Here is a 25,193-nt window from a genome sequence, read left to right on the forward strand (position 1 = left end):
TGTGCGGCGCCCAACGCATACTGGAACCTGTAGGAGCGAGCTTGCTCGCGAACGATCCCCGCAGCGGGGCATGGGTTCGCGAGCAAGCTCGCGCCTACGAAAAGCACCCCTGATGCGCACATAAAAAAGCCCCGCCGCGAACGGCAGGGCTTTCCATTACGCAGACGGCAGATCAGCGCGAGCTGATCACCGGCGTGCACAGGCGCTCCAGCAGGATCGCCTGGGAGTTGCGGGCGTTCTGGTTGCCGCTGGGGCTCTGGCGCACGTAGCTGCCGTCGGCCTGCAGCACCCAGGCCTGGGTGTTGTCGGCCAGGTACGACTCCAGCTCCTTCTTCACCCGCTGCACCAGCTTCTTGCCTTCCACCGGGAAGCAGGTCTCCACGCGCATATCGAGGTTGCGCTCCATCCAGTCGGCACTGGAGAGATAGAGCTTCTCGTCGCCGCCGTTGAGGAAGTAGTAGATCCGGCTGTGCTCGAGGAAGCGACCAATGATCGAGCGTACCTGGATATTGTGCGAAACCCCCGGCACCCCCGGGCGCAGGCAGCACATGCCACGCACCACCAGGTCGATCTTCACGCCGGCCTGGCTGGCCTTGTACAGCGCGCGGATGACCTTCGGGTCGGTCAGCGAGTTGACCTTGGCCATGATGTGCGCCGGTTTGCCTTCGGCGGCCTGGGCGGCCTCGCGGTTGATCATCTCCAGCAGGTTCTTCTTCAGGGTGAAGGGCGCGTGCAGGAGCTTCTTCATGCGCAGGGTCTTGCCCATGCCGATCAGCTGGTTGAACAGCTTGTGCAGGTCCTCGCAGAGCGCCACGTCGGCGGTCAGCAGGCTGTAGTCGGTGTACAGGCGGGCGTTGCCGGCGTGGTAGTTGCCGGTGCCCAGGTGCGCGTAGCGGCGCAGTTCGCCGTCTTCGCGACGCAGGATCAGCATCATCTTGGCGTGGGTCTTGAAGCCCACCACGCCATAGATCACCACGGCGCCGGCCTGCTGCAGGCGGCTGGCCAGCTGCAGGTTGGATTCTTCATCGAAGCGCGCCCGCAGCTCGATCACCACGGTCACTTCCTTGCCGTTGCGCGCGGCTTCCACCAGCGCGTCGACGATCTCGGAGTTGGCCCCGGAGCGGTACAGCGTCTGCTTGATCGCCAGCACGCTGGGGTCCTTGGCGGCCTGGCGCAGCAGGTCGATCACCGGGGTGAAGGACTCGAACGGGTGCATCAGCAGCACGTCGAGCTTGCCCAGGACGTTGAACAGGTTTTCCTTCTTCTGCAGCAGCTTGGGGATCGCCGGGGTGAACGGCGGGTACTGCAGCTCCGGGTGGCTGGCGAGGCCGGTGACGCTGAACAGGCGGGTCAGGTTGACCGGGCCGCTCACGCGGTACAGCTCGGTCTCGGACAGACCGAACTGCTTGAGCAGGTAATTCGACAGGTGCGTCGGGCAGGTGTCCACCACCTCCAGGCGCACGGCGTCGCCATAGCGGCGCGAGAAGAGTTCACCGCGCAGCGCGCGGGCCAGGTCCTCGACGTCCTCGGCGTCCACCGAAAGGTCGGCGTTACGGGTCAGGCGGAACTGGTAGCAGCCCTTCACCTTCATGCCGTGGAACAGGTCGTCGGCGTGGGCGTGGATCATCGACGAGAGGAACACGTAGTTGTCGCCGGCTCCGGCGACCTCTTCCGGCAGGCGGATGATCCGTGGCAGCGAGCGCGGCGCCGGGATGATCGCAAGGCCCGAGTCGCGGCCGAAGGCGTCCAGGCCCTCGAGCTCGACCATGAAGTTCAGGCTCTTGTTCACCAGCAGCGGGAACGGATGGGTCGGATCGAGGCCGATCGGGGTGACGATGGGTGCGATCTCGTCGCGGAAGAAGCGGCGGACCCAGGCCTTGATCTTCGGCGTCCAGTAGCGGCGGCGGATGAAGCGGATGTCGTGCTTGGCCAGCTCCGGCAACAGGATGTCGTTGAGGATGCTGTACTGGCGGGCGACCTGCTCGTGCACCTGCTCGCTGATGCGCGCCAACGCCTGATGCGGCAGCAGGCCGTCGGCGCCGGCCTGTTCGCGGGCGAAGGTGATCTGCTTCTTCAGGCCGGCAACGCGGATCTCGAAGAACTCGTCGAGGTTGCTGGAGAAGATCAGCAGGAACTTCAGGCGTTCCAGCAACGGGTAGGACTCATCCAGCGCCTGCTCCAGCACGCGGATGTTGAACTGCAGCTGCGAGAGCTCGCGATGAATGTAGAGGGCACTGTCGTCCACGTTGACCGCAGGAGCGGTCACCTCCGGCGGCGGAGGCGTCGCCTCGGTGGTCTCCGCCACGGCGATCTCGGTGATGTCAGCGTCGATAACTTCGGTTTCGCTAAGGCCTTCGGTATTCATCGCAAGTCTCGTCGGCGGGGGTCAGCCCCCCTTTTTCAATTGTTCTGCAGCGCGTTTGGCGAAGTAGGTCAGGATGCCATCTGCGCCGGCGCGTTTGAAGGCCAGCAGCGACTCCAGGATGACCGCTTCGCTGAGCCAGCCGTTCTGGATGGCGGCCATGTGCATCGCGTATTCGCCACTGACCTGGTAGACAAAGGTCGGCGCGCGGAATTCGTCCTTCGCCCGTCGAACGATATCGAGATACGGCATGCCCGGTTTGACCATGATCATGTCGGCGCCTTCGGCGAGGTCGGCGTAGATCTCGTGCAGCGCTTCGTCGCCGTTGGCCGGGTCCATCTGGTAGGTGGCCTTGTTGCCCTTGCCGAGGTTGGCGGCCGAGCCGACGGCGTCGCGGAACGGACCGTAGTAGGCGCTGGCGTACTTGGCCGAATAGGCCATGATGCGCGTGTTGAGGTGACCGGTCGACTCCAGGGCCTCGCGAATCGCACCGATCCGACCGTCCATCATGTCCGAGGGCGCAACCACCTGGGCGCCGGCTTCGGCATGGGACAGCGCCTGCTTGACCAGCACATCGACGGACACGTCGTTGAGCACGTAGCCGTCTTCATCGAGGATGCCGTCCTGGCCGTGGCTGGTGAAGGGGTCCAGGGCCACGTCGGTGATGATCCCCAGCTCCGGGAAGCGCTCGCGCAGGGCGCGGGTGGCGCGCTGGGCGATGCCGTCGGGGTTGAAGGCTTCGGCGCCGTCGAGGGACTTCTTCTCCAGCGGGGTCACCGGGAACAGCGCAATGGCCGGGATACCCAGCTCCACCAGCTCCTCGGCTTCCTTGAGCAGCAGGTCGATGGACATGCGCTCCACACCCGGCATCGAGGGCACCGCTTCACGCTGGTTCTTGCCGTCGAGGACGAACACCGGAAGGATCAGGTCGTTGGTGGTCAGCACATTCTCGCGCACCAGGCGACGGGAAAAGTCGTCGCGGCGATTGCGGCGCAGGCGGGCGAAGGGGAAGGCACGATCGGCAGGAATGAAGCTCACGGCGTACTCCGGGGCCTGGACAGGCAGGCACAGTGTGACAGTTATAGCCGTGAATTATGACCGATTGGTAACAAGCGGTAACAGTGACCCTTGGTCGCGGCATCCCGCCGCACCGGACGAGCGGCGGCTGGCGGCTGCGGGGAGTTGCCCCAGGTCAGGGGTGACGACTGGCACGCCTTCCCCCGGAGCGACAACCGGGTTAGGCTTCGCGTTCATTTCGCTGCGTTGCCTCGATAATGCTCCAACAATTCCTGCAGGATTTCGGCTACATCGCCCTGTTCCTCGGCACCTTCTTCGAGGGCGAGACCATTCTGGTTCTGGCCGGGTTCCTGGCATTTCGCGGCTATATGCAGCTCGAATACGTGATCGCCGTAGCCTTCCTGGGCAGCTACGCCGGCGACCAGCTGTGGTACTTCCTCGGCCGTCGCCATGGCCGCAAGCTGCTCGCGCGCAAGCCGCGCTGGCAGCAGATGGGCGACAAGGCGCTGGAGCATGTGCGCCGTCGCCCGGACGTCTGGGTCCTGAGCTTCCGCTTCGTCTACGGTCTGCGTACCGTGATGCCGGTGGCCATCGGCCTGTCGGGCTATCCGCCGGGACGCTACCTGCTGCTCAACGGCATCGGCGCCATCGTCTGGGCCACCGTGCTGGGCTCGGCGGCCTACTACTTTGGCAGCGTGCTCGAGGGCGTGCTGGGCAACATCAAGAAGTACGAGCTGATGGTGCTCGGCGGCCTGATCGTCATTGGCCTGCTGCTCTGGCTGCACCGCCGCTTCAGGAACGCCAGCAAGACCTGAGCCCTCAGACGGCCTGGGGCAGCCTCTCGGTGCGCCGCAGGCCCAGCAGTCCGATCAGGCTCGCCAGCGTGTAGACCGCCAGCGCCCAAGGCGCCCACTGCGGCAATTCGATCCCGCCCCACAGCACCAATGCCGCCAGCACCGGGACGTTGAGCGCCAGGCGCAGCACTTCCAGCTTCAGTGCCCAGGCGCGGTTTTCCAGCCAGGCGCCAATGGCGTACAGCCCGAACGCCATCCAGGCCAGGCCAACCGCCAGCGGCAGCACCTGCCAGCCCTCCCCCACGCCCAGCAGCCAGGTGCCGGCCACCACGTACGTCGCGAACTGCACGCCGGCATACCCCTTTCGACCGCGCGTCAGCGGCACCTCGAACTTGCGGAAGGCGGCCAGGTCCGGCTTGACCATGGGATAGCGCCGGGCGACATCCTCCGGACGCCAGCCGGTGCGCATGAACCAGATACGCAGCTTGTCCCGGACGCTGCCGGCACGGCGTGCATCGTTCCACAAATGCGCATAGACCTGCAGGTTGGCCCACAGCGGGTTCCAGCTCGCCAGCGGCACCGTCACGCCAAACACCACCGGCTCCTCGTCCAGTTCCTCCTGGAAGGTGCCGAACAGGCGGTCCCAGACGATGAACACGCCACCGTAGTTGCGATCCATGTACACCGGGTTCTGCGCGTGGTGCACGCGGTGGTTGGACGGCGTGATGAAGACCCACTCGAGCACGCCGAGCTTGGGGATGTGCCGGGTGTGCACCCAGAACTGGTACAGCAGGTTCAGCGCACCGACGGTGAGGAACACCAGCGGCGGCACGCCGGCGACGGCCATCGGCAGGTAGAAGATCCAGCCGAAGAGGAAGCCGGTGCTGGTCTGCCGCAGCGCGGTGGAGAGGTTGTAGTCCTCGCTCTGATGATGCACCGAATGCGCGGCCCAGAGCACGTTGCGCTCGTGGCCCAGGCGGTGGTTCCAGTAGTAGCAGAAGTCGTAGAAGACGAAGGCGAACACCCAAACCCAGAGGCTCTGCGCCGACAGTTCGAACAGCGCCAGGTGCTGCCAGGCAAGGGTGTAGGTGACCAGCGCCAGGCCCTTGGTCAGCAGTCCGCTGGTGGTGGACAGCACCCCGGCACTGAGGCTGTTCAGCGCATCGCTCAGGCGATAGGTGCTGATGCCCCGCCAGCGGTCCGCGAGCAACTCGATCGCGATCAGGAGGAAAAAGAAGGGTACGGCGAAGAGGATGTAGTTCATGGCTCGGCCGAGTCGTTATGCTTATGGGAAGGCCTCAGGGCCGACGCGCCCTGATGATTGATCCTAGCCCCTTGCCCATCGCCGGCCCCGACCGCCGGTGACAACCCGGGCGGCATATCGCGACACGCCCGGCATTCCCGAACAGGAGCAGTCCATGCAAAAGAAAGTTGCCGTCATCCTCTCCGGCTGTGGCGTCTACGACGGCGCTGAAATCCACGAAAGCGTGATCACCCTGCTGCGCCTGTCCCAGCGCGGCGCCAAGGTGCAGTGCTTCGCCCCGAACATCGCCCAGCACCACGTGCTGAACCACCTGACCGGCGAGGAAATGGCCGAGAGCCGCAACGTGCTGGTCGAATCCGCGCGTATTGCCCGTGGCGAGGTGAAGGACGTTCGCGAAGCCAGGGTCGAGGACTTCGACGCACTGCTGGTCCCCGGCGGTTTCGGCGCCGCGAAGAACCTCAGCGACTTCGCCTTCAAGGGTGACCAGTGCGAAGTGCAGCCGGACGTGCTGGCCCTGGCCAAGGCCTTCGCCGCGGCGAAGAAGCCGGTCGGCCTGATCTGCATCGCCCCGGCCATGGCCGCGCGCATCTACGGCGCCGGCGTGGAATGCACCATCGGCACCGACGAAGGCACCGCTCAGGCGCTGACCAGGATGGGCGCCAAGCACATCGATTGCAGCGTGGAAGAGATCGTCGAAGACAAGGCCCACAAGCTGGTCACCACCCCCGCCTACATGCTCGCGCAATCCATCGCCGAGGCCGCCAGCGGCATCAACAAGGCGGTCGACCGGGTGCTGGAGCTGGCCTGAGCCTGATGGGCCGTTGACCTCGCAGGAGCGGACTCCGTCCGCGATGGTTTCCGGCGCGTTGCGGACCTATCGCGGACGAAGTCCGCTCCTACGCTCAGCCTTGAATGAAAACGCCCGGCAATGCCGGGCGTTTTTTCATGGCTTGCGGGCATCCGCCTCGCGCATCAACCGCGTCAGCAGCCGGTCCAGCCCATTGGCGAACGCCTGCCGGTCCTTGTCGCCGTAGGGCGCCTGCCCGCCTCCCACCTGCCCCTGCTCGCGCAGGTCGGTGAACAGGTTGCGCACGGCCAGGCGCTCACCCATGTTCTTCTCGTCAAACTCGCGGCCACGCGGGTCGAGGGCATCGACGCCCTTCTTCACCAGCCGGTCGGCCAGCGGCACGTCGCTGCAGATCACCAGGTCGCCGGGTTCGGCCTGCTCCACCAGGTAGTCGTCGGCGGCGTCCATCCCGCTGGGCACCACCACCAGGCTGACGCAGGCGAACGGCGGCTTGGCCACGGGCTGGCCGGCGACCATCACCACCTCCAGCTTGCGCTTCAAGGCGAACTTCGCCACCAGCTCCTTGGCCGCCCGAGGGCAGGCGTCGGCGTCGATCCAGATACGCATCAGGGAAAACCTTCCTTCGAAAAGCACAACGGCCAGTATCGCACTGGCCGTTGTGAACCGCGTGGTTATCGCATCAGGAGGAGACGATGCTCTCCGCCTTGCGGCGCTCGCTGAGGTAGCTGCGGCCGTAGAGCACGACCACCGCCAGCAGCGCCAAGGCCTGGGCCGACAGCGAATAGGCGTCGGCCTTGATGCCGAGCCAGTCGAAGTCGAAGAACGGCACCGGGCGGGTGCCGATCACCCCGGCTTCCTGCAGCGCCACCACGCCATGGCCGGCGAAGACCACCGACAGCGCGCAGAGCAGCGCGGCGTTGACGGTGAAGAACAGCTTCAGCGGCAGGCGCGCCGAACCGCGCAGGATGACGAAGGCGATGGCGATCAGGATCACCACGGCCGTACCCGCGCCGGCGATCACCGCGTTGTGGCCGGCCGGGCCGGCCTGCAGCCAGAGGGTCTCGTAGAACAGGATGACCTCGAACAGCTCGCGATACACCGAGAAGAACGCCAGCACGGCAAAACCGAAGCGTCCACCGCCACCGACCAGGCTGCTGCGGATGTAGTCCTGCCATGCGGCGGCGTGGCGGCGGTCATGCATCCACACGCCGAGCCAGAGCACCATCACGCAGGCGAACAGCGAGGTGAAACCTTCCATCAGCTCACGCTGGGCGCCGCCGATATCGATCACGTAAGCCGCAACCGCCCAGGTGGCGAAGCCGGCGACGAAGGCCAGGCCCCAACCGACGTGGACGCCACGCACGGCCTTCTCCTGCCCGGTGTTGCGCAGGAAGGCGAGGATGGCCGCCAGCACCAGGATCGCTTCCACGCCTTCGCGCAGGAGGATCAGCAGGGCCGAGACGAAGCTGATGGAGAAGCTCAGCGAATCACCGCTCAGAGCCTTGGCGGCAGCCGCCAGCTTGGCCTTGGCCAGTTCCAGCTGCTGCGCTACCTCAGCCTCCGGCAGGCCATCACGCAGGGCCTGACGGTAGGCCATCAGCTGCTTCTCGGTGGCCTTGCGCAGGTCGGCGTCGACGTTGTCCAACGAGCTTTCCACCAGCTCGAAGCCTTCCAGGTAGGCTGCCACGGAGAGGTCGTAGGCCTGGTCGCGGTCGCCGGCGCGGTACACCGCGAAGCTCTTGTCCAGGGTCGCGCTGGTGTAGTCGATCTGCTGCGCCGGGCCACGGTGTTCCAGCGGCGGGCGGGCGCGCAAGGCGCGGAAGCTCTCGGCCGCAGCCTCGCCATCGCGCTCGGCGACTTCGGCCGGGGTCTGGGTGGCAAGGGTCGCCAGCGGGTAGGCATGGGCCGGATCGGCCTTGGCCTGGCCGGCACTGAGGCTCGCGACGTAGGTTGCCAGGTCCCAGCGCTGACGCTCATCGAGCTGGTCGGCGAAGGCCGGCATGTCGGTGCCGGCGACGCCCAGGCCGATGACGTTGTGCAGGTCGTACAGGCTCAGGTGATCCAGGCGCGCACGGTCGGTGAGGTTGGCCGGCGGCGGCTCCAGGCCGATGCCCGCCGGGCCGTCGCCCTTGCCGGCGTCGCCGTGGCAGATCGAGCACTGCTGGGCGTAGATGTCGGCGGCGCGGGACGGATCGGGCGTGATCGCCGGGGTCTGCACCACCTGGTAGAGATCGGCGACGCGCGCCTCCAGGTGACGCGCCTGCTGGGCGACCTGTGCGCCCGGCTGGCGTTGCTCGATGGCCTGCTTGAGGTCATCGGCCGCCTTTTCCAGGTCGGCGCGCTCAGGGCGGGCCGGCAGGGTCAGGATCAGCGCGTGGAGGTTGCCGACGAACTCCAGCTGCTCCTTGTATTCGCTGGTATCAACGACCTGGCCGTCAGCAACGGTCGCCGGGTAGTCGGCGGCGAGATAACTGAGCAGATGAAGGGCTTGGGACGGGTCGACAACCGTGTCGGCTTGAGCTCCAAGGCTGAAAAGGCCGACCAGCGGCAACAGCCACACGAGAAGTTTGGAGGGTTGCATAACGGAAGCTAAATGAGAATGAATGAGGTTAAATTGTCACCTCAGGTTTCCGTCTATGCAAGGACAATGTCCTGCAAGGCCGCTTCCGAGGCGTCAGTGACGACGCCGCGGAGGCGGCGCAAAGGCCCTCAGGCCGCGGCGCGGCGCACGCTGGCGAGCAGCCCGGCGGCGCCCACGAACAGGGTGGCGAAGGTACGATTCATCAGCCGCTGCTGGCGCGGCGAGCGCAATGCACGCAGTACACGGGCGGCCAGACCGGTGTAGCCAGCCATGACGATCAGGTCGACGGTGATCATGGTCGCGCCCATGATCACGTACTGGATCGCCATCGGCCGGTGCGGATCGACGAACTGCGGCAGCACCGCGAGCATGAAGATCACCGCCTTGGGGTTGCTGGCATTGACCAGGAAGCCACGCAGCACCAGGGAGAGCGGCCGGCCGATGGGGCGTTCCCCTTCCGCAACCATCGCCTGGGGCGGCGAGGTCCATTGGCGGTACGCGAGGTAGACCAGGTAGGCCACGCCGAACCATTTGATCGCACTGAAGGCAAGCGCGGAGGCGGACAGCAGTGCGCCGACGCCAGCGGCCACCACGGCGATCTGCAGGGCCAGGCCGAACTGCAGGCCCAGCGCGTTCCAGTAACCGCGCGCAAAGCCGTACTGCAGCCCGCAGGACATCGAGGCGATCGCCCCGGCGCCAGGCGACAGGCTGATCACCCAGCAGGCAATGAAGAAGGCGAACCAGGTACTGGCGAGCATCTCGAACCTCACGGCGCCCAGGCAGGCGCAATAATTTGTTACGGAGGCTCAGTGTGCCCTAGTCGTGTAGCGCCGCCCAGTGTTGCCGACAGACGCATTTCCCATCGCAAGGAGTCGACCTGTAGGAGCGCGCCATGCGCGCGATCGCGGGCATGGCCCGCTCCTACACACAAATAAAAAGCCCGGCGCATGGCCGGGCTTTTCGATGACGTCGGAGCAATCAGCTCGGCACATCCTTGCGCAACTTCACCGGCTCTTCGCCGCGCTTGCGCGCCATGGCGCCGCGCAGGCGGATGTTGATCGCTTCCACCGCCAGCGAGAAGGCCATGGCGAAGTACACGTAGCCCTTGGGAATGTGGACTTCGAAGGATTCGGCGATCAGTACAGTGCCGACCACGATAAGGAACGACAGCGCCAGCATCTTCAGCGACGGGTGCTTGTCGATGAAGGCGCTGATGGTGCCGGCCGAGAGCATCATCACGCCGACCGAGATGACGATCGCGGCGATCATCACCGGTACGTGCTGCACCAGGCCGACTGCGGTGATCACCGAGTCCAGGGAGAACACGATATCGATGATCGCGATCTGGATGATGATGCCCATGAAGCCGCGCGTCTTGCCGCCCTGCTGCCCACCCTCTTCCGCGCCTTCGAGGCTGTGGAAGATTTCCAGGGTGCTCTTGAACAGCAGGAACAGGCCGCCGAAGAACAGGATCAGGTCACGCCCGGAAATGCCGTGCTCGAACACCGTGAACAGGTCGGCGGTCAGGCGCATCACCCAGGTGATCGACAGCAGCAGCAGGATGCGCGTACCCATCGCCAGCGCCAGGCCGAAGAAACGTGCGCGGGGTTGCTGGGCGGCCGGCAGGCGGCCGACCAGGATCGAGATGAAGATGATGTTGTCGATGCCCAGAACGATTTCCAGGGCGGTCAGGGTCAGAAAGGCAACCCAGATCTCGGGGCTAGTGAGCCATTCCATAGTGGGGGATATCCGTCAGGGGTGGTGGGGAGATTCGATCCGCGCCAGCGGCGGGCTCACGCCCGCCCTCATTCGCTGGCTTCCAATTGGCGTTGCAGCTCTTCGAGAGTTTCCAGCGCCATCAACCAGTCCTCTTCCAGCTCGCTTTCGCGGGTCTTGAGGGTTGCCTGGCGGGCCAGCAGGTCGCGCAATTCATCCTTGCGCGCGGCTTCGTAGAGCGCACTGTCGCCCAGGCGCTCTTCCAGCTCGGCGAGCTGTTCGTGGACCTTGCCCAACTCCTTCTCCAGCTTCTCCGCCTCGCGCTTGTGCGGGGCCAGTTGCTGGCGCAATGCAGCGGCAGCCTGGCGCAGGGCACGCTTGTCGGTCTTGTCGCCGGCCGGTGCGGCAGGGGTGGAAGGCGCCTGCCGGGCGCGGAAATCCACCAGCCAGCGGGCATAGTCGTCGAGGTCGCCGTCGAACTCGCGAATGCGCCCGTCGGCCACCAGCAGGAATTCGTCGGTGGTGCTCTTGAGCAGGTGACGATCGTGGGACACCACCACCACGGCGCCGGAGAATTCCTGCAGCGCCAGGGTCAGCGCCAGGCGCATTTCCAGGTCGAGGTGGTTGGTCGGTTCGTCGAGCAGCAGCAGGTTGGGTTTCTGCCAGGCGATCAGCGCCAGGGCCAGGCGCGCCTTCTCGCCACCGGAGAAATTCAGCACCGGCTCGTCGCAGCGATCGCCACGGAAGTCGAAGCCGCCGAGGAAGTCGCGCAGGGTCTGTTCGCGTTCGGCCGGGGCGATGCGCGCCAGGTGCAGCAGCGGGCTGGCCTTGGGGTCGAGCGAATCGAGCTGGTGCTGGGCGAAGTAGCCGATGGCGAGGTTCTCGCCGCGACCGAGTTCGCCGGAGAGCAGCGACAGGTCGCCGGACAGGGTCTTGATCAGGGTCGACTTGCCCGCGCCGTTGGGGCCGAGCAGGCCGATACGCGCACCGGGCACCAATTGCAGCTTGACCTTCTCCAGCACGGTCTTCTCGCCATAGCCCAGGCGGGCCTCGGAGAGATTGAGCAGCGGGCTGGAAATCTTGTCGGACTCGCGGAAGGCGAAGTCGAACGGCGAGTCGACGTGGGCCGGCGCCAGTTCTTCCAGGCGTTCCAGCGCCTTGATCCGGCTCTGCGCCTGGCGGGCCTTGGTGGCCTGGGCGCGGAAGCGGGCGATGTATTTTTCCATGTGGGCGCGCTGCGCCTGCTGCTTCTCGTACGCCTGTTGCTGCTGGGCGAGGCGTTCGGCGCGGGTGCGCTCGAAGGCCGAGTAGCCGCCGCGGTACAGGGTCAGCTTGCGCTGTTCGAGGTGGGCGATGTTGTCCACCACGGCGTCGAGGAAGTCGCGGTCGTGGGAGATCAGCAGCAGCGTGCCCGGGTAGCCCTTGAGCCACTCTTCCAGCCAGAGGATGGCGTCGAGGTCGAGGTGGTTGGTGGGTTCGTCGAGCAGCAGCAGTTCGGAGGGGCACATCAGCGCCTGCGCCAGGTTCAGGCGCATCCGCCAGCCACCGGAGAAGTCGCCGACACGGCGATCCATCTGCTCGGGCGTGAAGCCCAGGCCGGCCAGCAGCTTGCGCGCGCGGGCATCGGCGGTGTATCCGTCGGCGCTGTCCAGTTCGCTGTGCAGGCGCGCCAGGGCGGTGCCGTCGTGGGCCTCTTCAGCCGCGGCGAGATCCGCCTGGATCTTGCGCAGGTGCACGTCGCCGTCGAGCACGTAGTCGACGGCAAGGCGGTCGAGGGTATCGACCTCCTGGCGCATGTGCGCGATGCGCCAGTCCGCCGGCAGGTAGCAGTCGCCGGCATCCTGGCCGAGCTGGCCGCGCAGCAGGGCGAACAGGCTCGACTTGCCGGCGCCGTTGGCGCCGATCAGGCCGACTTTCTGTCCGGCGTGCAGGGTGAGTTCGGCACCTTCCAGCAAGCGCTGGGGGCCACGCTGTAGCGTAAGATTTTGTAGTCGAATCATGGCGGCGGAGTTTATCAGCTTCGCCTGGCAATCGCTGTGGGTGGTCTATGTCTGATGATGTCTGGTCGTATGCGCTGCAACTCTACGCCCGCCCCGGGGTTGAGGCGGCCTGCCTGTCCCTGCAGGAAGGCGGTGCGGATGTCTGCCTGCTGCTCGCTTCGACGTGGCTGGGAAGCACTGGCGTGGCCTTTTCGCCGGCACGCATCAGTGCCTTGGAAAGCGCAGCGCGAAACTGGCGAGATCAAGTGATAGTGCCGCTGCGTTCGCTGCGTCAGCAATGGCGCGAAGCGGCGCAGCAGGATGCGGCGCTGGCCGGTCTGCGCGAACGACTCAAGCAACTGGAGCTGGACGCGGAAAAGGTCCTGCTGGAGCGGCTTGAGAGCGTGGCGAAGGATTGGCCACGGGGTGAAGCGGAAGACTTGTCGCGCTGGCTGGATGCAGCGGCGGGAGACGCTGGCAGCTTGCGCCGCGATGCGCGGGAAACCCTGCGCATCGCGGCGAGCCTCTCCTGAGCCTTAGGAAGCGCTGGAGGAGGGGTTGCTGGTGCTGGCCGGAGCTGCCGGTGCCGGAGTGGCGCTGGCGGCCGGAGCAGCGGCAGGAGCAGCCGGCGCGGTCGGTTGAGCAGCCGGTGCGGCAGGCGCTACCGGAGCGGCCGGCTTGGCTGCAACAGGCTTGGCAGCCGGTTTGGCAGCGGGCTTCGCAGCAGCAGGCTTGGCAGCCGGTTTGGCGGCGGGCTTCGCAGCAGCAGGCTTGGCAGCCGGTTTGGCGGCGGGCTTCGCAGCAGCAGCCTTGGCAGCCGGTTTGGCGGCGGGCTTCGCAGCAGCAGCCTTGGCAGCCGGTTTGGCGGCGGGCTTCGCAGCAGCAGCTTTGGCAGCCGGCTTGGCGGCGGGCTTCGCAGCAGCAGCCTTGGCAGCCGGTTTAGCGGCGGGCTTCGCAGCAGCAGCTTTAGCAGCCGGCTTGGCGGCGGGCTTCGCAGCAGCAGCTTTAGCAGCCGGCTTGGCGGCGGGCTTCGCAGCAGCAGCTTTAGCAGCCGGCTTGGCGGCGGGCTTCGCGGCAGCAGCTTTAGCAGCCGGCTTGGCGGCGGGCTTCGCAGCAGCAGCTTTGGCAGCCGGTTTTGCGGCAGGCTTCGCAGCAGCAGCTTTGGCAGCCGGCTTGGCGGCGGGCTTCGCGGCAGCAGTTTTGGCAGCCGGTTTGGCAGCGGGCTTCGCAGCAGCAGCCTTGGCAGCCGGTTTAGCGGCGGGCTTCGCGGCAGCAGCCTTGGCAACCGGTTTGGCAGCAGGCTTCGCGGCGGCAGCTTTAGCAGCAGGCTTGGCAACCGGCTTGGCAGCGGCGGCCGGCTTGCGGCTGGCCAGGCTCTTGCCTGCGGCTTCCTTCACTTTTGCCACGCCCTGGGCGAGCTTCAGGCTTTCCTGAACATCGCGTTTGAGGTTAGCGATGTAGGCACGGGTTTCAGTCTGGCGGGTCTTCAGAGTTTCCAGCGCATCGTCCAGCTCAGCGATGGCGGACTTCGCCTTGGCCTGAGCCTTGGCCTTGCCCTCTTTGCTGGCTTCCTGCAGCTTGGTGCGAGCGTTGTGCAGTTTCTCCTGTGCCTTGCCGCGTTGTTTCTCGAGTTTGGCGAGGAGTTTTTCTGCGTCGACGAGGGCCTGCTTGCAGGCGTCTTCGAGGTGATCGATCAGGCTGTGGGACAACTGCTGCAGCAGGTGCAAAGGGGTAGTGACTGGTTTCTTGTTGGCCGACATGACGTGCCTCCTGGCGGACGTGGTTGCGCCCATACTAGCCCCGTCAGAAGCCGCTCGCCACTGTCCTGATTGAGCTGGAGGCCGCGCCCGGCATAATCTCCAGCGGATTTCACAGCCGAGAGAACCCATGCTTCGTCTTGCCCCGCTCTGCTTGCTCCTCGCCCCTCTGCTGGCCAGCGCCGCACCACCCAAGGATGAACTGGCCTACAGCCTGGGTGTGCAACTGGGCGAAAGACTGCATCAGGAAGTCCCCGACATCGCCATCAACGACCTGCTGGAAGGCCTGCGCCAGAGCTATCGCGGCGAGCCGCTGGCACTGCCGCCCGAGCGTATGGCGACGGTGCTCGGCGCCCACGATCAGGAGCAGAAAAACTCCCCTGCGCCCACCGATTCCAGCAACTCCGCAAGGGCTGCGGAGAAGCGTTTTCTGGTCAACGAAAAGGCCCGCTACGGTGTTCGCGAATTGCCCGGTGGCGTATTGGTCAGCGAGTTGAAAGCCGGACGCGGCAACAGCAATCCACAGTTGCGCGAGGCACGGGTGAACTACAGCGGCAGCCTGGCGGACGGCAGCCCGTTCGATGCCAGCACCTCACCGCAATGGTTCCGTCTCGACGCGGTCATTCCCGGTTGGCGCACGGCGCTGCAGGCGATGCCGGTAGGCGCTCGCTGGAGAGTGGTGGTGCCTTCGGCACTGGCGTATGGCGCCGACGGCGCGGGCGACCTGATTCCACCCTACGCGCCCCTGGTGTTCGAGATCGAGCTGCTGGAGAGTCGCTGAAACAAAAACGGCGCGATCGCTCAAAGCGCTCGCGCCGTTTTCGCACAAGGCGATCGATCAGACCGTGGCGACGTTCTGTCCGTGTGCGTTGTGCAGCACTTCGATCAGGCAATCTTCCAGTTCGAAGCGTTCGTGCAGTTGCTGACGCAGGCTCTTCAACTCGCTGGTCAGGCAGGTGCCTTCGCGGCAGTCGCCGTTGTCGCAGCGATCGTTGAAGTTGAGTGCGTTGGCGGTGATGGTTTCGAGGCGGGGGTAGATCTGCTTGGCCAGTTCCAGACCCCGGGTGTCACCGAAGGCCTGCGCTTCGTTCATCAGCTGTTCGTAGACTTCGAAGTGCCCTGCCGACACGTAGTCGAGCAGAAGCTGGCAGAAGCTCTGGAGGTCTTGGGCGTTGGTCTTCGGCGCCTGGACACCGTCCAGGGAATCGAATGCCCGGACCAATTCATGTCGATCCCGCAGCCAGCGGTCGATCAGCTGGTGTACGCCTCCCCAACGTTCCTGGGCATTACGGCAGCTCTCGAGCATGTTGTCCTCACTTCCCTTGTCGCCGTCCCGGCAATGTCCGCCCCGGGACAATATTCTGTCGACGTTCGACATCCGCGAAATTGGTTTTCTTCGGTGGCGGCTTTCCGGCGGAATGGAAATCCAGAGTATGCCCGCCCGATTCTGCCTTCAAGACACCGGTGCGCGGAAAATTAATACGAGCGTTTAATCGGCAAGCCGCGGCCTCTCTGGCCTGCGCCGCACAGCGCAGACCAGGGCCGAAAGGGCTGCGACGCTCAGCCGCGGCGGAAGAACTGGAAGATGGCGAACAGCGAGAACGCGATGAAGGCGAGCAGGCTCCACTCCGGAATGCTCAGGCTGAGCAGGGTCCAGCTGACCTCGGCACAGTCGGCCGAACCGTGGAACATGGTGTAGATGATCTTGGTGTAGGGCATGCTTTCGAGCATGTAATCCAGCGGCGGCAGGCACGCCGGCAACTGGTCCGGCGGCAGGGTCTGCAGCCAGATCTGCCGGCCCGCGGTGCCGGCACCGGCCAGTGAACAGAGCAGGATCAGCACCGAGTACACGCGAGCGCCACGGCCATGCAGCCCGGCGATCAACGCGAAGAGTCCGGCGCCCGCGAAGAAGATGCGCTGCAGGATGCACAACGGGCAGGGCTCCAGCCCGATCACGTACTGCAGGTAGAAGCCGGTGCCGAGCATGGCGGCGCAGGCGATGAAGGCGAGGAAGAACAGGGAACGAGGGCTGGCCAGGTTCATGGCGGCTCCGCTGAATGGGCTGCTGCAGGAAGGGCGCTACGGTAGAGGAAAGACCGGCGCCGTTTCAAGGCGGCTGTCTAAACTGCCGGTGGCACTCATCCGGGAATCCATGCCATGCGTCGTCCGCTGCCGCTTTTTGCGCTGTTGTGTCTGATCAGCCTGCCAGCCTGTTCGGACAACTCACTGGGATTCATCCGACTGCCCGAGGGCTTCCACATCAGCCTGTTTACCGACCAGGTGCCTGCGCACGCGCCATGGCCTGGGGCGATGCGGGCACCCTGTTCGTCGGCAGTTCGAGCGCTGGCAAGGTCTATGCCGTGCGCCCGGACGGCCGTGTCTCGGTGGTGGCCGAGAAGCTGCAGATGCCCGTGGGCGTAGCCTTCCGCAAGGGCGACCTGTATGTCTCGGCCATCAGCCGCGTCCTGGTCCTGCGCGATATCGAGAAGCACCTCGACGCACCGCCTGCGCCCGAGGAGCTGCCCGCCCGATTCCCCGCCGAGACGGCCCATGGCTGGAAATTCATCGCCTTCGGGCCGGATGACAAGCTCTACGTTCCGGTCGGAGCGCCCTGCAACATCTGCCGCCCGGACCGCGAACGCTACGCCAACCTGCAACGCATGAGCCTCGATGGCAGCGACCGCGAAGTGGTCGCCTACGGCATCCGCAACACCGTCGGCTTCACCTGGCACCCGCAGACGCAGCAACTCTGGTTCACCGACAACGGCCGCGACCTGCTGGGCGACGACCTGCCCAGCGACGAGCTGAACAAGGTCAGCCGCGTGGGCGAGGACTTCGGCTATCCCGACTGCCACCAGGGCGACCTTGCCGACCCCGAGCAAGGCAAGACGCCCTGCTCCGCCTTCACTCCCCCGGTAGCCAAGCTCGGTCCGCATGTGGCGGCGCTAGGGCTGCGCTTCTACACGGGCGACCAGTTCCCACCGGAGTATCGCAATAACCTGTTCATCGCCGAGCACGGCTCCTGGAATCGCAGCCAGAAGATCGGCTATCGCGTGGCGCGGGTGGAGCTCAACGAGGACGGCTCGCTCAAGCGCCAGAGCGTATTCGCCGAAGGCTGGCTGGACGCGAACGGCGGCGTGCATGGCCGCCCCGTCGACGTACTGGTGGCACCCGACGGCGCGCTGCTGGTGAGCGACGACCAGAAAGGCGCGATATATCGCATCAGCTACGACAAGCCCTGAGAAAGCAAAACGGCGCCCGCAGGCGCCGTTTCTTCAGGCATCGGGATCAGGCCCGAGCCGCCACCGGCAACGAAGCCGACGGCGCCAACAGGCCCAGGCCTTCCTGGAACAGCTGGTTGCTGCGCTCCACCTCGCCCAGTTGCGCCAGCAGACGCGCCAGCTCGGCGCAGGCCTCCGCGCTGCGCTGGCGGGCGATGCTGGCCTCCAGGTACTCGCGCGCCTTGCCCCACAGCTTGTTCTGCTGGCTCAGGCGACCGAGGGTGAGCAGCAGCTCAGGGTCGTCCCCATGCTGCTTCAGCCAGCCTTCGGCGGTCTTCAGCTGGTGTGCGCCATCGCGACCGCGGGCGCGGCCATACAGGTACACCAGGCGGCTGTCGTAGCCTTCCTTGAGGGCCTTGCGCAGCACGTCTTCGGCTTCTTCCGGAGCGCCCAGGCGCAGCAGCTGCTCGGCGTACGCCGCCACCAGCGGCGGCTGTGCGCGAAGATTGGACGGCACGCTCTGCCAGCGCTGGGTCAAAGCATGCAGGCTGCGCTCGCCCTGCCCCATACCCTGCTCGCCGGCCTCGCCCAGCGAGGCGATCCAGCTGCGGCGCTCCAGGTCGGCCAGCTCGGCGTTCTGCAGCACCCGCTCCTTGCGCAACTCGGGCAGCAGCACGCACAGCGCCTGCCAGTCGTGCAGGCTGACGTACAGCTGCTGGAGCAGGCGCAGCACGGTGGGATGGCGCGGATGGTCCTGGTGCAGCTTGTCCAGCACGGTACGCGCCTGGCCGACATCGCCACGGTTGATCAGCAGCTGGGCACGGGTCAGGCCCACGGCCAGCTCGGCGCCCGGCTCACGCTTCAGGGCGTGATCGAGCAACTCATCGCATTCTTCGGTCTTGCCGAGTTCATTGGCCGCGCGGGCAGCGCCCAGGAAGTGCGGCAGCGGACGCTCGCTCAACTCGGCGGCGCGGCGCAGGTGACGCAGCGCCTGCTGCCAGTGCCCTTCGGCGAGGTCTCGCTGGCCGTTCTCCTCGGCCAACAGCGAACGGCGGCGACGGTTGAAGCGCGACCAGGGGTTGACCACCCGCCCGGACACGCCCAGCAGACGCATCGCCACCCGTACCGCCAGGTAGACCGCCCAGAACACCACCAGCAGTGCGAGGAAGGTCCACAGGCTGGATTCGTAGCGGAAGCTCTTGTAGGCGATCAGCACGTAGCCCGACTGCTCGGCAACGGCCAGACCGATCAGGGTGGCCGCCAGCACGACGGCCAGGATCAGCACATAGACGCGGCTCATGGCTGGGCCCCCGCGTCAGGCGCGACGGTTTCCTGCTGCGCGGCAGCGGCGTCGCGGCGCGAGAGATAGGCCTGCAGCGAGCTGAGGGCGGGGCCCAGGTCCGGCGTCTGCACGGTGACGGCCTGGCTGCTCAGCTCGTCGAGGCGGGTCGCCAGGGCGCGGCTGTCGGCAAGATCGGCGTTGAAGAAGTCGCCGACGATCTGCCGGGCCTGTTTCAGCGCCTGCTGGTAGACCTCCTGCTTGCCGTTCAGAGCCGCCCATTGCGCCTGTTCCAGTGCCAGGCTGAGGGCCAGGCGCACGCGGTCGAGTTGTTGGCCGGAGAGCAGCGGGCGGATGTCCTGGCCGGCGTTGAAGTCGATGCGCACGTACTGCGAGATGCGATCCCACCATTCGCTCCAGCGATCGTTGCCATCGCTCCAGGCGGTCTTCGGCCCGGTGCCGGCATCGGCGGGTTTGAAGGCGGGGTTCAACGGTTGCAGTTGTGCAGCCTGGTCACGCAGCGCGCCCAGTTGCAGGAACAGCCCGGTGCGGTCCGGACGCGGCAGGCTGCGCAGCGCTTCCAGGCTCTTGGCCAGTTGCGCGCGGGCAGCGAAGGCACCCGGATCGTTCTGCACGCGCAGGATATCGTCGGCGCCCTGCACCAGTTCGGTCGCGCTGTCGATGTCCTGCAGTGCGGACAGACGCAGCGCAGCCAGGCGCAACAGGTGCTCGGCTTCAGCCAGGCGCCATTGCTGGCGGCTCTGGCCCAGCACCTGCTTGAGCTGCTTGGCCAGCTGCTGCTGGTCGCCCTGCAGCTCCACCACCAGGCGGCGGCGGGCATCGAGTTCTTCGGCGCTCGGCAAGGCGTCCAGACGCTTGTTCAGGAGGGCGTTGCTGTTCTGCACGCTCTGCGCCTGCGCGCGGGCGTCCTCCAGCTGGGCAGCGCGCTGCTGCTCGGCGATCTTCAGCTGCTGGACTTGCCAGACACCCCAGCCGCCCGCAGCAAGGCCGGCGGCGCCGACCAGCAGAGCCAGCAGGGCAATGCCGGTGCCGCCTTTGCGCGGTGCAGGCTCACGGGCCGGATTGGTCGGAGTGGGAGTCTCTTGGGGAGTGACGGCTTCGCTCACAGATCCATCCTTCGCTCAGAAATTGTTCTTGTCGACGCTCCGCAGCGCCTCCATCAGTGCCGCAGCGCTGGCGCCCCGACAATCGATCACCCGCTGCGCGCCCAGTTCGCGGGCCTGCTCGGCCACGCGCGGACTGGGCACGAACAACGGCAGAGCACACACCTGCGGCCAGTCCTGCGCCGCCAGCTGATGCAGATATTCCAGCCCCTGTCCGCTGCTGATCGCCACGGCGTTCAGGTGCTCTTCGCGGATGCGCCGCAACAGCTCACCCGCGGGATAAGACGGCATTTCGCGCCGGTAGAGTTCCAGATAGTCGACCGCCACGCCTTGGCCGCGCAGGCAATCGGCGAGGAATTCTCGGCCACCTTCGCCACGCAGGATCAGCACTTTCGGATCATGTACCTGCAGGGCCTGCTCCAGCGCCGGCAGCCTGAGCAGGGCTTCGCTGTCGTCGCCGTCTGCGGGGTAGTGCACGGTCAGGCCGTAGTCTTCGAGGATAGCCGCGGTCGCCGCGCCCACGCTGAACCAGCTCTGCGTCAGCGGCGGCTGCGGCCAGTAGCGGTCGAGCCGCTCAAGTCCCAGGCGCGCCGCCGGTTTGCTGACCACGATAACCGCGCAGTAGCGGTCCAGGTCAAGAACCAGACTGCGCTCGGCCGGGGTCTCCTCCCGTGGGGCGATCGCCAGCAACGGCAGACTGGCGCTGTGGATGCCCGCCTCGGCGAGGCTCGCGGCCAGTGCCGCACACTCCTCTTCGGGACGAGTCAGCAGCAGCCGCCAGTGACTCACGGGTGACCGGCCTCGCCGTACACCGCCTTGAGGATTTCCTCGGCGCCCTGCTCCAGCAGCGCGTCGGCCACCTTCACGCCGAGCGTTTCAGCGTCGGCCCGCGCGGCCCGTGCTTCGGCACGCAGCAGTTGGCTACCGTCGGGCTGGCCAACCAGGCCGCGCAGCCACAATTGATCGCCTTCGAGCACGGCGTAACAGGCGATGGGCACCTGGCAGCCACCGTTGAGACGCTTGTTCAGGGCGCGCTCGGCCGTCACGCGCACGGCGGTTTCCGCATGATGCAGCGGCTGGAGCAGCGCATGGATTTCGCTGTCGGCGGTACGGCACTCGATGCCCACCGCGCCCTGGCCGCCGGCCGGCAGGCTGGCTTCGACACTGATGGAGGAGCGGATGCGATCTTCGAAGCCGAGGCGGATCAGGCCAGCGGCGGCGAGGATGATCGCGTCGTAGTCGCCGGCATCCAGCTTGGCCAGGCGGGTGTTGACGTTGCCGCGCAGGAAGCGGATCTGCAGGTCCGGGCGGCTGGCCAGGAGTTGGGCCTGGCGACGCAGGCTGGAAGTGCCGACCACGCTGCCGGCGGGCAGCTCATCGAGGCTGGCAAAGGTATTGGAGACAAAGGCGTCGCGCGGATCTTCGCGCTCGCAGATGCAGTACAAGCCCAGGCCTTCGGGGAAGTCCATCGGCACGTCCTTCATGGAGTGCACGGCGATGTCCGCCTCGTTTTCCAGCAGCGCGGTCTCCAGTTCCTTGACGAACAGGCCCTTGCCGCCAATCTTCGCCAGCGGCGCGTCGAGCAGCTTGTCGCCACGACTGGTCATGGGCAGGAGGGTAACGACCAGGCCGGGATGGGCCTGCTCCAGGCGGGCCTTGACGTATTCGGCCTGCCACAGGGCCAGCGCGCTCTGGCGCGTGGCGATACGGATTTCGCGAGAAGACATGGACAATTCCGTGCATTGAAGCGTGCAAGAGATTGCCCGCATCATAACAGCTCGCGCGCGCAGAAACCCGGGCGGGGAGCCCAGGCTTCACGCGGAATGCGGCACTGTGTCGCTACAGGTTATGCATGAGTCGTCGTACGCCTGCGACATGCCGGCGGCTGACGGTCAGGGCATCGCCATTGAGCCCCTTGAGGTAGAGCTGGAAGTGCCCCAGCGGGGTGCGTTGCAAACGCTCGATGCGCTCGCGGGAGACCAGCGCGTTGCGGTGGATGCGCACAAAGCGTTCGCCGAACTCGTCTTCCAGCGCCTTCAGCGGCTCATCCAGCAGCACCTCGCCGGCAGCGTGGCGCAGGGTCACGTACTTGTGGTCGGCGATGAAGAAGATCACGTCTTCCAACGGAATCAGCTCGATGCCCTTGCGAGTCCGCGCGCTGATGTGGCTGCGCGGGCCAGGGCCACCGGCCGCCGGGGGCTTGGTCAGCGCCGCCAGCTGCACGCGGTTGGGCCGCGAGGCTTTCTTCAATGCTTCGGCCAAGTCCTCGCTGCGGACCGGCTTGACCAGGTAGCCGACCGCGCTGACCTGGAACGCCTCCAGGGCGAATTCGTCATGGGCGGTGCAGAAGATCACCGCCGGCGGGGCTTCACGCTCGCACAGCCTGGCCGCCACCTGAAGCCCGTCCAGGCCGGGCATGCGGATATCCAGCAGGACGATATCCGGCTTCAGGCTGTCGATCAGTGTCAGCGCTTCTTCACCATTGCTGGCAGAGGGTTCAAGGACGCGATAGCCGTCCATTTGCCCTACCAGCCGGGCCAGGCGCTCTCGCGCCAGGGGTTCGTCATCGACGATCAGGACATTCATAAGCTCAGGCTTCCTGCATGAGACGCGCACATGGATAGCGTAGACAGGTGTAGTGCCGTCCGTCACGGCGCTCGACGCTGAGACTAGCTTTTGGCCCGAAAAGTGCCGCAAGTCTCGCCGCAATATTTTGCAGCGCCTGCTTGGTCCCCTTCGTGGGCGACGTCTGCGTCGACTCGTCGTACGGGTTGCTCACGCAGAGCTGGAATACACCGTCACGGTAGTCCGCCTCAACCTTCACCAGTCCGCCTTCAATGCGCGGCTGGATGCCATAAATCAGCGAGTTCTCCAGCAAGGGCTGCAACGTCAGCTGGGGGATCGGCACGCCATCGGGCACGCCACCCACCTGCCAGTCCAGCTGCAAGCGGTCGCCAAGACGAAACTGCTCTATGGAAAGATAGCGTCTGGCCAACTCGAGTTCCTCCCCCCAGGAAATTAATGTTCCCGGCTTGGCCAGGCTGGCACGGAACAGGTCCGACAGATTCAGCACCGCCTGCTCGGCCTTGCCCGGGTCGAGCTCGATCAGACTGGCGATGCTATTGAGGCTGTTGAACAGGAAATGCGGACGGATACGCGCCTGCAGCGACTCGATCCGTGCCCGCAGTTCGGCCTGTTCCTGACGCCGCCATTGGCTCAGGAGATAAAAGTAGCGTAGCAACAGGGTGGACATGATGAGGGCGATCAATGCATGGCGCAGGTAAAGATTCACCTCGCCGGTACGCGACATCGGCCCGCCCAGGGACAGGTAGTCAGCCGCCGCCGTGCATCCGAGGGTCAGCGCCACCACCAGCGCGCAGCTGATCGCCCCCGCACGCCAGGCTGGCCAGCGTGCCAGCAGCGGCCGCAGGCGGCACAGCAGGCCAGCCGAGAGCAGCACGATCCACTGCACGAAAAGCGAGATCAATGACAGGCGTACCCAGTTGAAACTGGGCGTCATCGGTTCGGCCAGCACGATCACCAGCACCAGCATCTCGGCCAGCACCACCAGGCTGAACAGCGCCTCGGGCTGGCAGAGCTCGGGAATGAAGAAGTCGTCTTCGGGTGCCGGTCGGGTGCCGGTCTTGGCAAGTATGAGCATCGACGCAGTTTCCGTAAGCGTCCGCACGGCGGCAAGCACGGCGTGCGACCAGAGCCGGGAATTGTCGGAGAGCGCAAGGATCGGCCGGGGTTGCACGGCGATTCCCGGCCACTCCCCCACCCCAACCGCCAAAGCGCCGCCGGTTTTGTCGTTCAGCCTGCTATTATCGTCGCACTTTGCCCGTCATGCAGGCCGCGCGCCGCGCCTGCCCGTTTCCGCGAGAGAAATCCATGAGCGTAGAGAAGACCAACCAGTCCTGGGGCGGCCGCTTCAGCGAGCCCGTCGATGCCTTTGTCGCCCGCTTCACCGCCTCCGTCGACTTCGACAAGCGCCTCTACCGCCACGACATCATGGGCTCCATCGCCCACGCCACCATGCTGGCCAAGGTCGGCGTGCTGACCGACGCCGAGCGCGACACCATCATCGATGGCCTCAAGCAGATCCAGAGCGAGATCGAGGCCGGCAACTTCGACTGGCGCGTCGACCTGGAAGACGTGCACATGAACATCGAAGCGCGCCTGACCGACCGCATCGGCATAACCGGCAAGAAACTGCACACCGGCCGTTCGCGCAACGACCAGGTGGCCACCGACATCCGCCTGTGGCTGCGCGACGAGATCGACCTGATCCTGGCCGAAATCACCCGCCTGCAGCAGGGCCTGCTGGGTCTGGCGGAAGCCGAAGCGGACACCATCATGCCCGGCTTCACCCACCTGCAGACCGCCCAGCCGGTGACCTTCGGGCACCACCTGCTGGCCTGGTTCGAAATGCTCAGCCGCGACTACGAGCGCCTGGTCGACTGCCGCAAGCGCGCCAACCGCATGCCCCTGGGCAGCGCCGCGCTGGCCGGCACCACCTACCCGATCGACCGCAGCATCACCTGCGAGCTGCTCGGCTTCGAAGCCATCTCCGGCAACTCGCTGGACGGCGTTTCCGATCGTGACTTCGCCATCGAATTCTGCGCCGCCGCCGCCGTGGCGATGATGCACCTGTCGCGCTTCTCCGAAGAGCTGGTGCTCTGGACCAGCGCCCAGTTCCAGTTCATCGACCTGCCCGACCGCTTCTGCACCGGCTCCTCGATCATGCCGCAGAAGAAGAACCCCGACGTGCCGGAGCTGGTACGCGGCAAGTCCGGCCGCGTGTTCGGTCACCTCGCCGGCCTGCTGACCCTGATGAAGGGCCAGCCGCTGGCGTACAACAAGGACAACCAGGAAGACAAGGAGCCGCTGTTCGACGCCGCCGACACCCTGCGCGACAGCCTGCGTGCCTTCGCCGACATGGTTCCGGCGATCAAGCCCAAGCGCGAGATCATGCGCGAAGCGGCCCGCCGCGGCTTCTCCACCGCCACTGACCTCGCGGACTACCTGGTCCGCAAGGGCCTGCCCTTCCGCGACTGCCACGAGATCGTCGGCCACGCGGTGAAGTACGGCGTGGACAGCGGCAAGGATCTGGCCGAGATGAGCCTGGACGAGCTGCGCCAGTTCAGCGACCAGATCGCCGACGACGTGTTCGCCGTGCTGACCCTGGAAGGCTCGGTGAACGCCCGCGACCACATCGGCGGCACTGCGCCCAAGCAGGTTCGCGCCGCCGTCGTGCGGGGCAAGGAACTGCTCGCCGCGCGCTAAGTGTG

At 66.1% G+C, this 25,193-nt stretch carries 23 protein-coding genes; 6 read left to right on the forward strand and 17 right to left on the reverse strand.

The genetic code is table 11. The features are described from left to right. Window positions 1-172 precede the first annotated feature (172 nt). Both ppk1 and hemB read right to left on the reverse strand, forming a co-directional pair. A complete protein-coding gene (ppk1, locus tag J5M67_RS13090; protein WP_207885762.1) occupies window positions 173-2,365 on the reverse strand; it encodes a polyphosphate kinase 1 in 2,193 nt (730 codons plus the stop codon). Window positions 2,366-2,386: 21 nt separating this feature from the next. Beyond that, window positions 2,387-3,400, reverse strand: coding sequence for a porphobilinogen synthase (gene hemB / locus J5M67_RS13095; protein WP_207885763.1), 1,014 nt, complete (start codon window positions 3,398-3,400; stop codon window positions 2,387-2,389). A 233-nt stretch (window positions 3,401-3,633) separates the two neighbouring features. On the opposite strand from hemB, the gene J5M67_RS13100 reads away from it, so the two are divergent. Continuing rightward, window positions 3,634-4,194 carry a DedA family protein gene (locus J5M67_RS13100; RefSeq protein ID WP_207885885.1) on the forward strand — a complete coding sequence of 187 codons (561 nt, stop codon included), beginning with the start codon at window positions 3,634-3,636 and terminating at the stop codon, window positions 4,192-4,194. A 4-nt stretch (window positions 4,195-4,198) separates the two neighbouring features. Here J5M67_RS13100 and J5M67_RS13105 read toward each other — a convergent pair whose 3' ends face one another. After that, complete coding sequence (locus J5M67_RS13105) at window positions 4,199-5,437, reverse strand: sterol desaturase family protein (RefSeq protein WP_207885764.1); 1,239 nt, start codon at window positions 5,435-5,437, stop codon at window positions 4,199-4,201. Between the two features lie 154 nt (window positions 5,438-5,591). Between J5M67_RS13105 and elbB the strand changes: the two genes are divergently transcribed. Then, window positions 5,592-6,245, forward strand: coding sequence for an isoprenoid biosynthesis glyoxalase ElbB (elbB, locus tag J5M67_RS13110; protein WP_207885765.1), 654 nt, complete (start codon window positions 5,592-5,594; stop codon window positions 6,243-6,245). Between the two features lie 135 nt (window positions 6,246-6,380). Here the strand turns inward: elbB and J5M67_RS13115 are convergent, their stop codons facing one another. From J5M67_RS13115 to J5M67_RS13135, 5 genes are all read right to left on the reverse strand, one after another. Beyond that, on the reverse strand, window positions 6,381-6,851 hold the full coding sequence (locus J5M67_RS13115; RefSeq protein WP_207885766.1) for a YaiI/YqxD family protein: 471 nt from the start codon (window positions 6,849-6,851) through the stop codon (window positions 6,381-6,383). Window positions 6,852-6,924: 73 nt separating this feature from the next. Then, window positions 6,925-8,826: a cytochrome c/FTR1 family iron permease gene (locus J5M67_RS13120; protein WP_207885767.1), complete on the reverse strand. Its 1,902-nt coding sequence runs from the start codon at window positions 8,824-8,826 to the stop codon at window positions 6,925-6,927. A gap of 128 nt (window positions 8,827-8,954) precedes the next feature. Continuing rightward, a complete protein-coding gene (locus tag J5M67_RS13125; RefSeq protein WP_207885768.1) occupies window positions 8,955-9,584 on the reverse strand; it encodes a LysE family transporter in 630 nt (209 codons plus the stop codon). A gap of 220 nt (window positions 9,585-9,804) precedes the next feature. Then, window positions 9,805-10,563, reverse strand: coding sequence for a TerC family protein (locus J5M67_RS13130; protein ID WP_207885769.1), 759 nt, complete (start codon window positions 10,561-10,563; stop codon window positions 9,805-9,807). A gap of 68 nt (window positions 10,564-10,631) precedes the next feature. Continuing rightward, window positions 10,632-12,542 (reverse strand): ATP-binding cassette domain-containing protein, encoded by a 1,911-nt coding sequence (locus J5M67_RS13135; protein WP_207885770.1) that lies wholly within the window; start codon window positions 12,540-12,542, stop codon window positions 10,632-10,634. Window positions 12,543-12,589: 47 nt separating this feature from the next. Between J5M67_RS13135 and J5M67_RS13140 the strand changes: the two genes are divergently transcribed. Continuing rightward, window positions 12,590-13,054, forward strand: coding sequence for a TIGR02444 family protein (locus J5M67_RS13140; RefSeq protein ID WP_207885771.1), 465 nt, complete (start codon window positions 12,590-12,592; stop codon window positions 13,052-13,054). Window positions 13,055-13,057: 3 nt separating this feature from the next. Here the strand turns inward: J5M67_RS13140 and J5M67_RS13145 are convergent, their stop codons facing one another. Next, window positions 13,058-14,281, reverse strand: coding sequence for an AlgP family protein (locus J5M67_RS13145; RefSeq protein ID WP_207885772.1), 1,224 nt, complete (start codon window positions 14,279-14,281; stop codon window positions 13,058-13,060). 127 nt (window positions 14,282-14,408) lie between these two features. On the opposite strand from J5M67_RS13145, the gene J5M67_RS13150 reads away from it, so the two are divergent. After that, window positions 14,409-15,059, forward strand: coding sequence for an FKBP-type peptidyl-prolyl cis-trans isomerase (locus J5M67_RS13150; protein ID WP_207885773.1), 651 nt, complete (start codon window positions 14,409-14,411; stop codon window positions 15,057-15,059). Between the two features lie 57 nt (window positions 15,060-15,116). On the opposite strand, the gene rsd is transcribed toward J5M67_RS13150, so the two are convergent. Then, window positions 15,117-15,584: a sigma D regulator gene (rsd, locus tag J5M67_RS13155; RefSeq protein WP_207885774.1), complete on the reverse strand. Its 468-nt coding sequence runs from the start codon at window positions 15,582-15,584 to the stop codon at window positions 15,117-15,119. A gap of 254 nt (window positions 15,585-15,838) precedes the next feature. Further along, window positions 15,839-16,321, reverse strand: coding sequence for a disulfide bond formation protein B (locus J5M67_RS13160; protein ID WP_207885775.1), 483 nt, complete (start codon window positions 16,319-16,321; stop codon window positions 15,839-15,841). A 254-nt stretch (window positions 16,322-16,575) separates the two neighbouring features. Between J5M67_RS13160 and J5M67_RS13165 the strand changes: the two genes are divergently transcribed. Next, complete coding sequence (locus tag J5M67_RS13165) at window positions 16,576-17,520, forward strand: sorbosone dehydrogenase family protein (protein WP_243434651.1); 945 nt, start codon at window positions 16,576-16,578, stop codon at window positions 17,518-17,520. 46 nt (window positions 17,521-17,566) lie between these two features. Here the strand turns inward: J5M67_RS13165 and J5M67_RS13170 are convergent, their stop codons facing one another. From J5M67_RS13170 to J5M67_RS13195, 6 genes are all read right to left on the reverse strand, one after another. After that, window positions 17,567-18,799, reverse strand: coding sequence for a heme biosynthesis protein HemY (locus J5M67_RS13170; RefSeq protein ID WP_207885776.1), 1,233 nt, complete (start codon window positions 18,797-18,799; stop codon window positions 17,567-17,569). Continuing rightward, on the reverse strand, window positions 18,796-19,905 hold the full coding sequence (locus J5M67_RS13175; RefSeq protein WP_207885777.1) for a uroporphyrinogen-III C-methyltransferase: 1,110 nt from the start codon (window positions 19,903-19,905) through the stop codon (window positions 18,796-18,798). Before J5M67_RS13175 ends, J5M67_RS13170 begins: the two co-directional genes overlap by 4 nt. Before the next feature lie 15 nt (window positions 19,906-19,920). Further along, entirely contained in the window at window positions 19,921-20,691 is a 771-nt protein-coding gene (locus tag J5M67_RS13180) for a uroporphyrinogen-III synthase (protein WP_207885778.1), read from the reverse strand. Next, window positions 20,688-21,629: a hydroxymethylbilane synthase gene (gene hemC, locus J5M67_RS13185; RefSeq protein ID WP_207885779.1), complete on the reverse strand. Its 942-nt coding sequence runs from the start codon at window positions 21,627-21,629 to the stop codon at window positions 20,688-20,690. The genes J5M67_RS13180 and hemC overlap by 4 nt, the downstream gene beginning before the upstream one ends. A gap of 112 nt (window positions 21,630-21,741) precedes the next feature. After that, window positions 21,742-22,488 (reverse strand): alginate biosynthesis regulator AlgR, encoded by a 747-nt coding sequence (gene algR, locus J5M67_RS13190; protein WP_207885780.1) that lies wholly within the window; start codon window positions 22,486-22,488, stop codon window positions 21,742-21,744. 4 nt (window positions 22,489-22,492) lie between these two features. Beyond that, on the reverse strand, window positions 22,493-23,563 hold the full coding sequence (locus J5M67_RS13195; RefSeq protein ID WP_207885886.1) for a sensor histidine kinase: 1,071 nt from the start codon (window positions 23,561-23,563) through the stop codon (window positions 22,493-22,495). Between the two features lie 230 nt (window positions 23,564-23,793). Here J5M67_RS13195 and argH point away from each other — a divergent pair, with 230 nt between their 5' ends. Then, window positions 23,794-25,188, forward strand: a complete 1,395-nt coding sequence (gene argH / locus J5M67_RS13200) for an argininosuccinate lyase (RefSeq protein ID WP_207885781.1) — start codon at window positions 23,794-23,796, stop codon at window positions 25,186-25,188. Window positions 25,189-25,193: the final 5 nt, after the last annotated feature.

The organism is Pseudomonas sp. 30_B (assembly GCF_017491605.1).
Classification (GTDB): Bacteria; Pseudomonadota; Gammaproteobacteria; order Pseudomonadales; family Pseudomonadaceae; genus Pseudomonas.

Coding starts and splice junctions, on each gene's coding strand:
- ppk1 (WP_207885762.1), bottom strand. CDS start 2,365: ATGAATACCGAAGGCCTTAGCGAAACCGAAGTTATCGACGCTGACATC.
- J5M67_RS13105 (WP_207885764.1), bottom strand. CDS start 5,437: ATGAACTACATCCTCTTCGCCGTACCCTTCTTTTTCCTCCTGATCGCG.
- elbB (WP_207885765.1), top strand. CDS start 5,592: ATGCAAAAGAAAGTTGCCGTCATCCTCTCCGGCTGTGGCGTCTACGAC.
- J5M67_RS13115 (WP_207885766.1), bottom strand. CDS start 6,851: ATGCGTATCTGGATCGACGCCGACGCCTGCCCTCGGGCGGCCAAGGAG.
- J5M67_RS13120 (WP_207885767.1), bottom strand. CDS start 8,826: ATGCAACCCTCCAAACTTCTCGTGTGGCTGTTGCCGCTGGTCGGCCTT.
- J5M67_RS13125 (WP_207885768.1), bottom strand. CDS start 9,584: ATGCTCGCCAGTACCTGGTTCGCCTTCTTCATTGCCTGCTGGGTGATC.
- J5M67_RS13130 (WP_207885769.1), bottom strand. CDS start 10,563: ATGGAATGGCTCACTAGCCCCGAGATCTGGGTTGCCTTTCTGACCCTG.
- J5M67_RS13135 (WP_207885770.1), bottom strand. CDS start 12,542: ATGATTCGACTACAAAATCTTACGCTACAGCGTGGCCCCCAGCGCTTG.
- J5M67_RS13140 (WP_207885771.1), top strand. CDS start 12,590: ATGTCTGATGATGTCTGGTCGTATGCGCTGCAACTCTACGCCCGCCCC.
- J5M67_RS13145 (WP_207885772.1), bottom strand. CDS start 14,281: ATGTCGGCCAACAAGAAACCAGTCACTACCCCTTTGCACCTGCTGCAG.
- J5M67_RS13150 (WP_207885773.1), top strand. CDS start 14,409: ATGCTTCGTCTTGCCCCGCTCTGCTTGCTCCTCGCCCCTCTGCTGGCC.
- rsd (WP_207885774.1), bottom strand. CDS start 15,584: ATGCTCGAGAGCTGCCGTAATGCCCAGGAACGTTGGGGAGGCGTACAC.
- J5M67_RS13160 (WP_207885775.1), bottom strand. CDS start 16,321: ATGAACCTGGCCAGCCCTCGTTCCCTGTTCTTCCTCGCCTTCATCGCC.
- J5M67_RS13165 (WP_243434651.1), top strand. CDS start 16,576: ATGGCCTGGGGCGATGCGGGCACCCTGTTCGTCGGCAGTTCGAGCGCT.
- J5M67_RS13170 (WP_207885776.1), bottom strand. CDS start 18,799: ATGAGCCGCGTCTATGTGCTGATCCTGGCCGTCGTGCTGGCGGCCACC.
- hemC (WP_207885779.1), bottom strand. CDS start 21,629: ATGTCTTCTCGCGAAATCCGTATCGCCACGCGCCAGAGCGCGCTGGCC.
- algR (WP_207885780.1), bottom strand. CDS start 22,488: ATGAATGTCCTGATCGTCGATGACGAACCCCTGGCGCGAGAGCGCCTG.
- J5M67_RS13195 (WP_207885886.1), bottom strand. CDS start 23,563: ATGCTCATACTTGCCAAGACCGGCACCCGACCGGCACCCGAAGACGAC.
- argH (WP_207885781.1), top strand. CDS start 23,794: ATGAGCGTAGAGAAGACCAACCAGTCCTGGGGCGGCCGCTTCAGCGAG.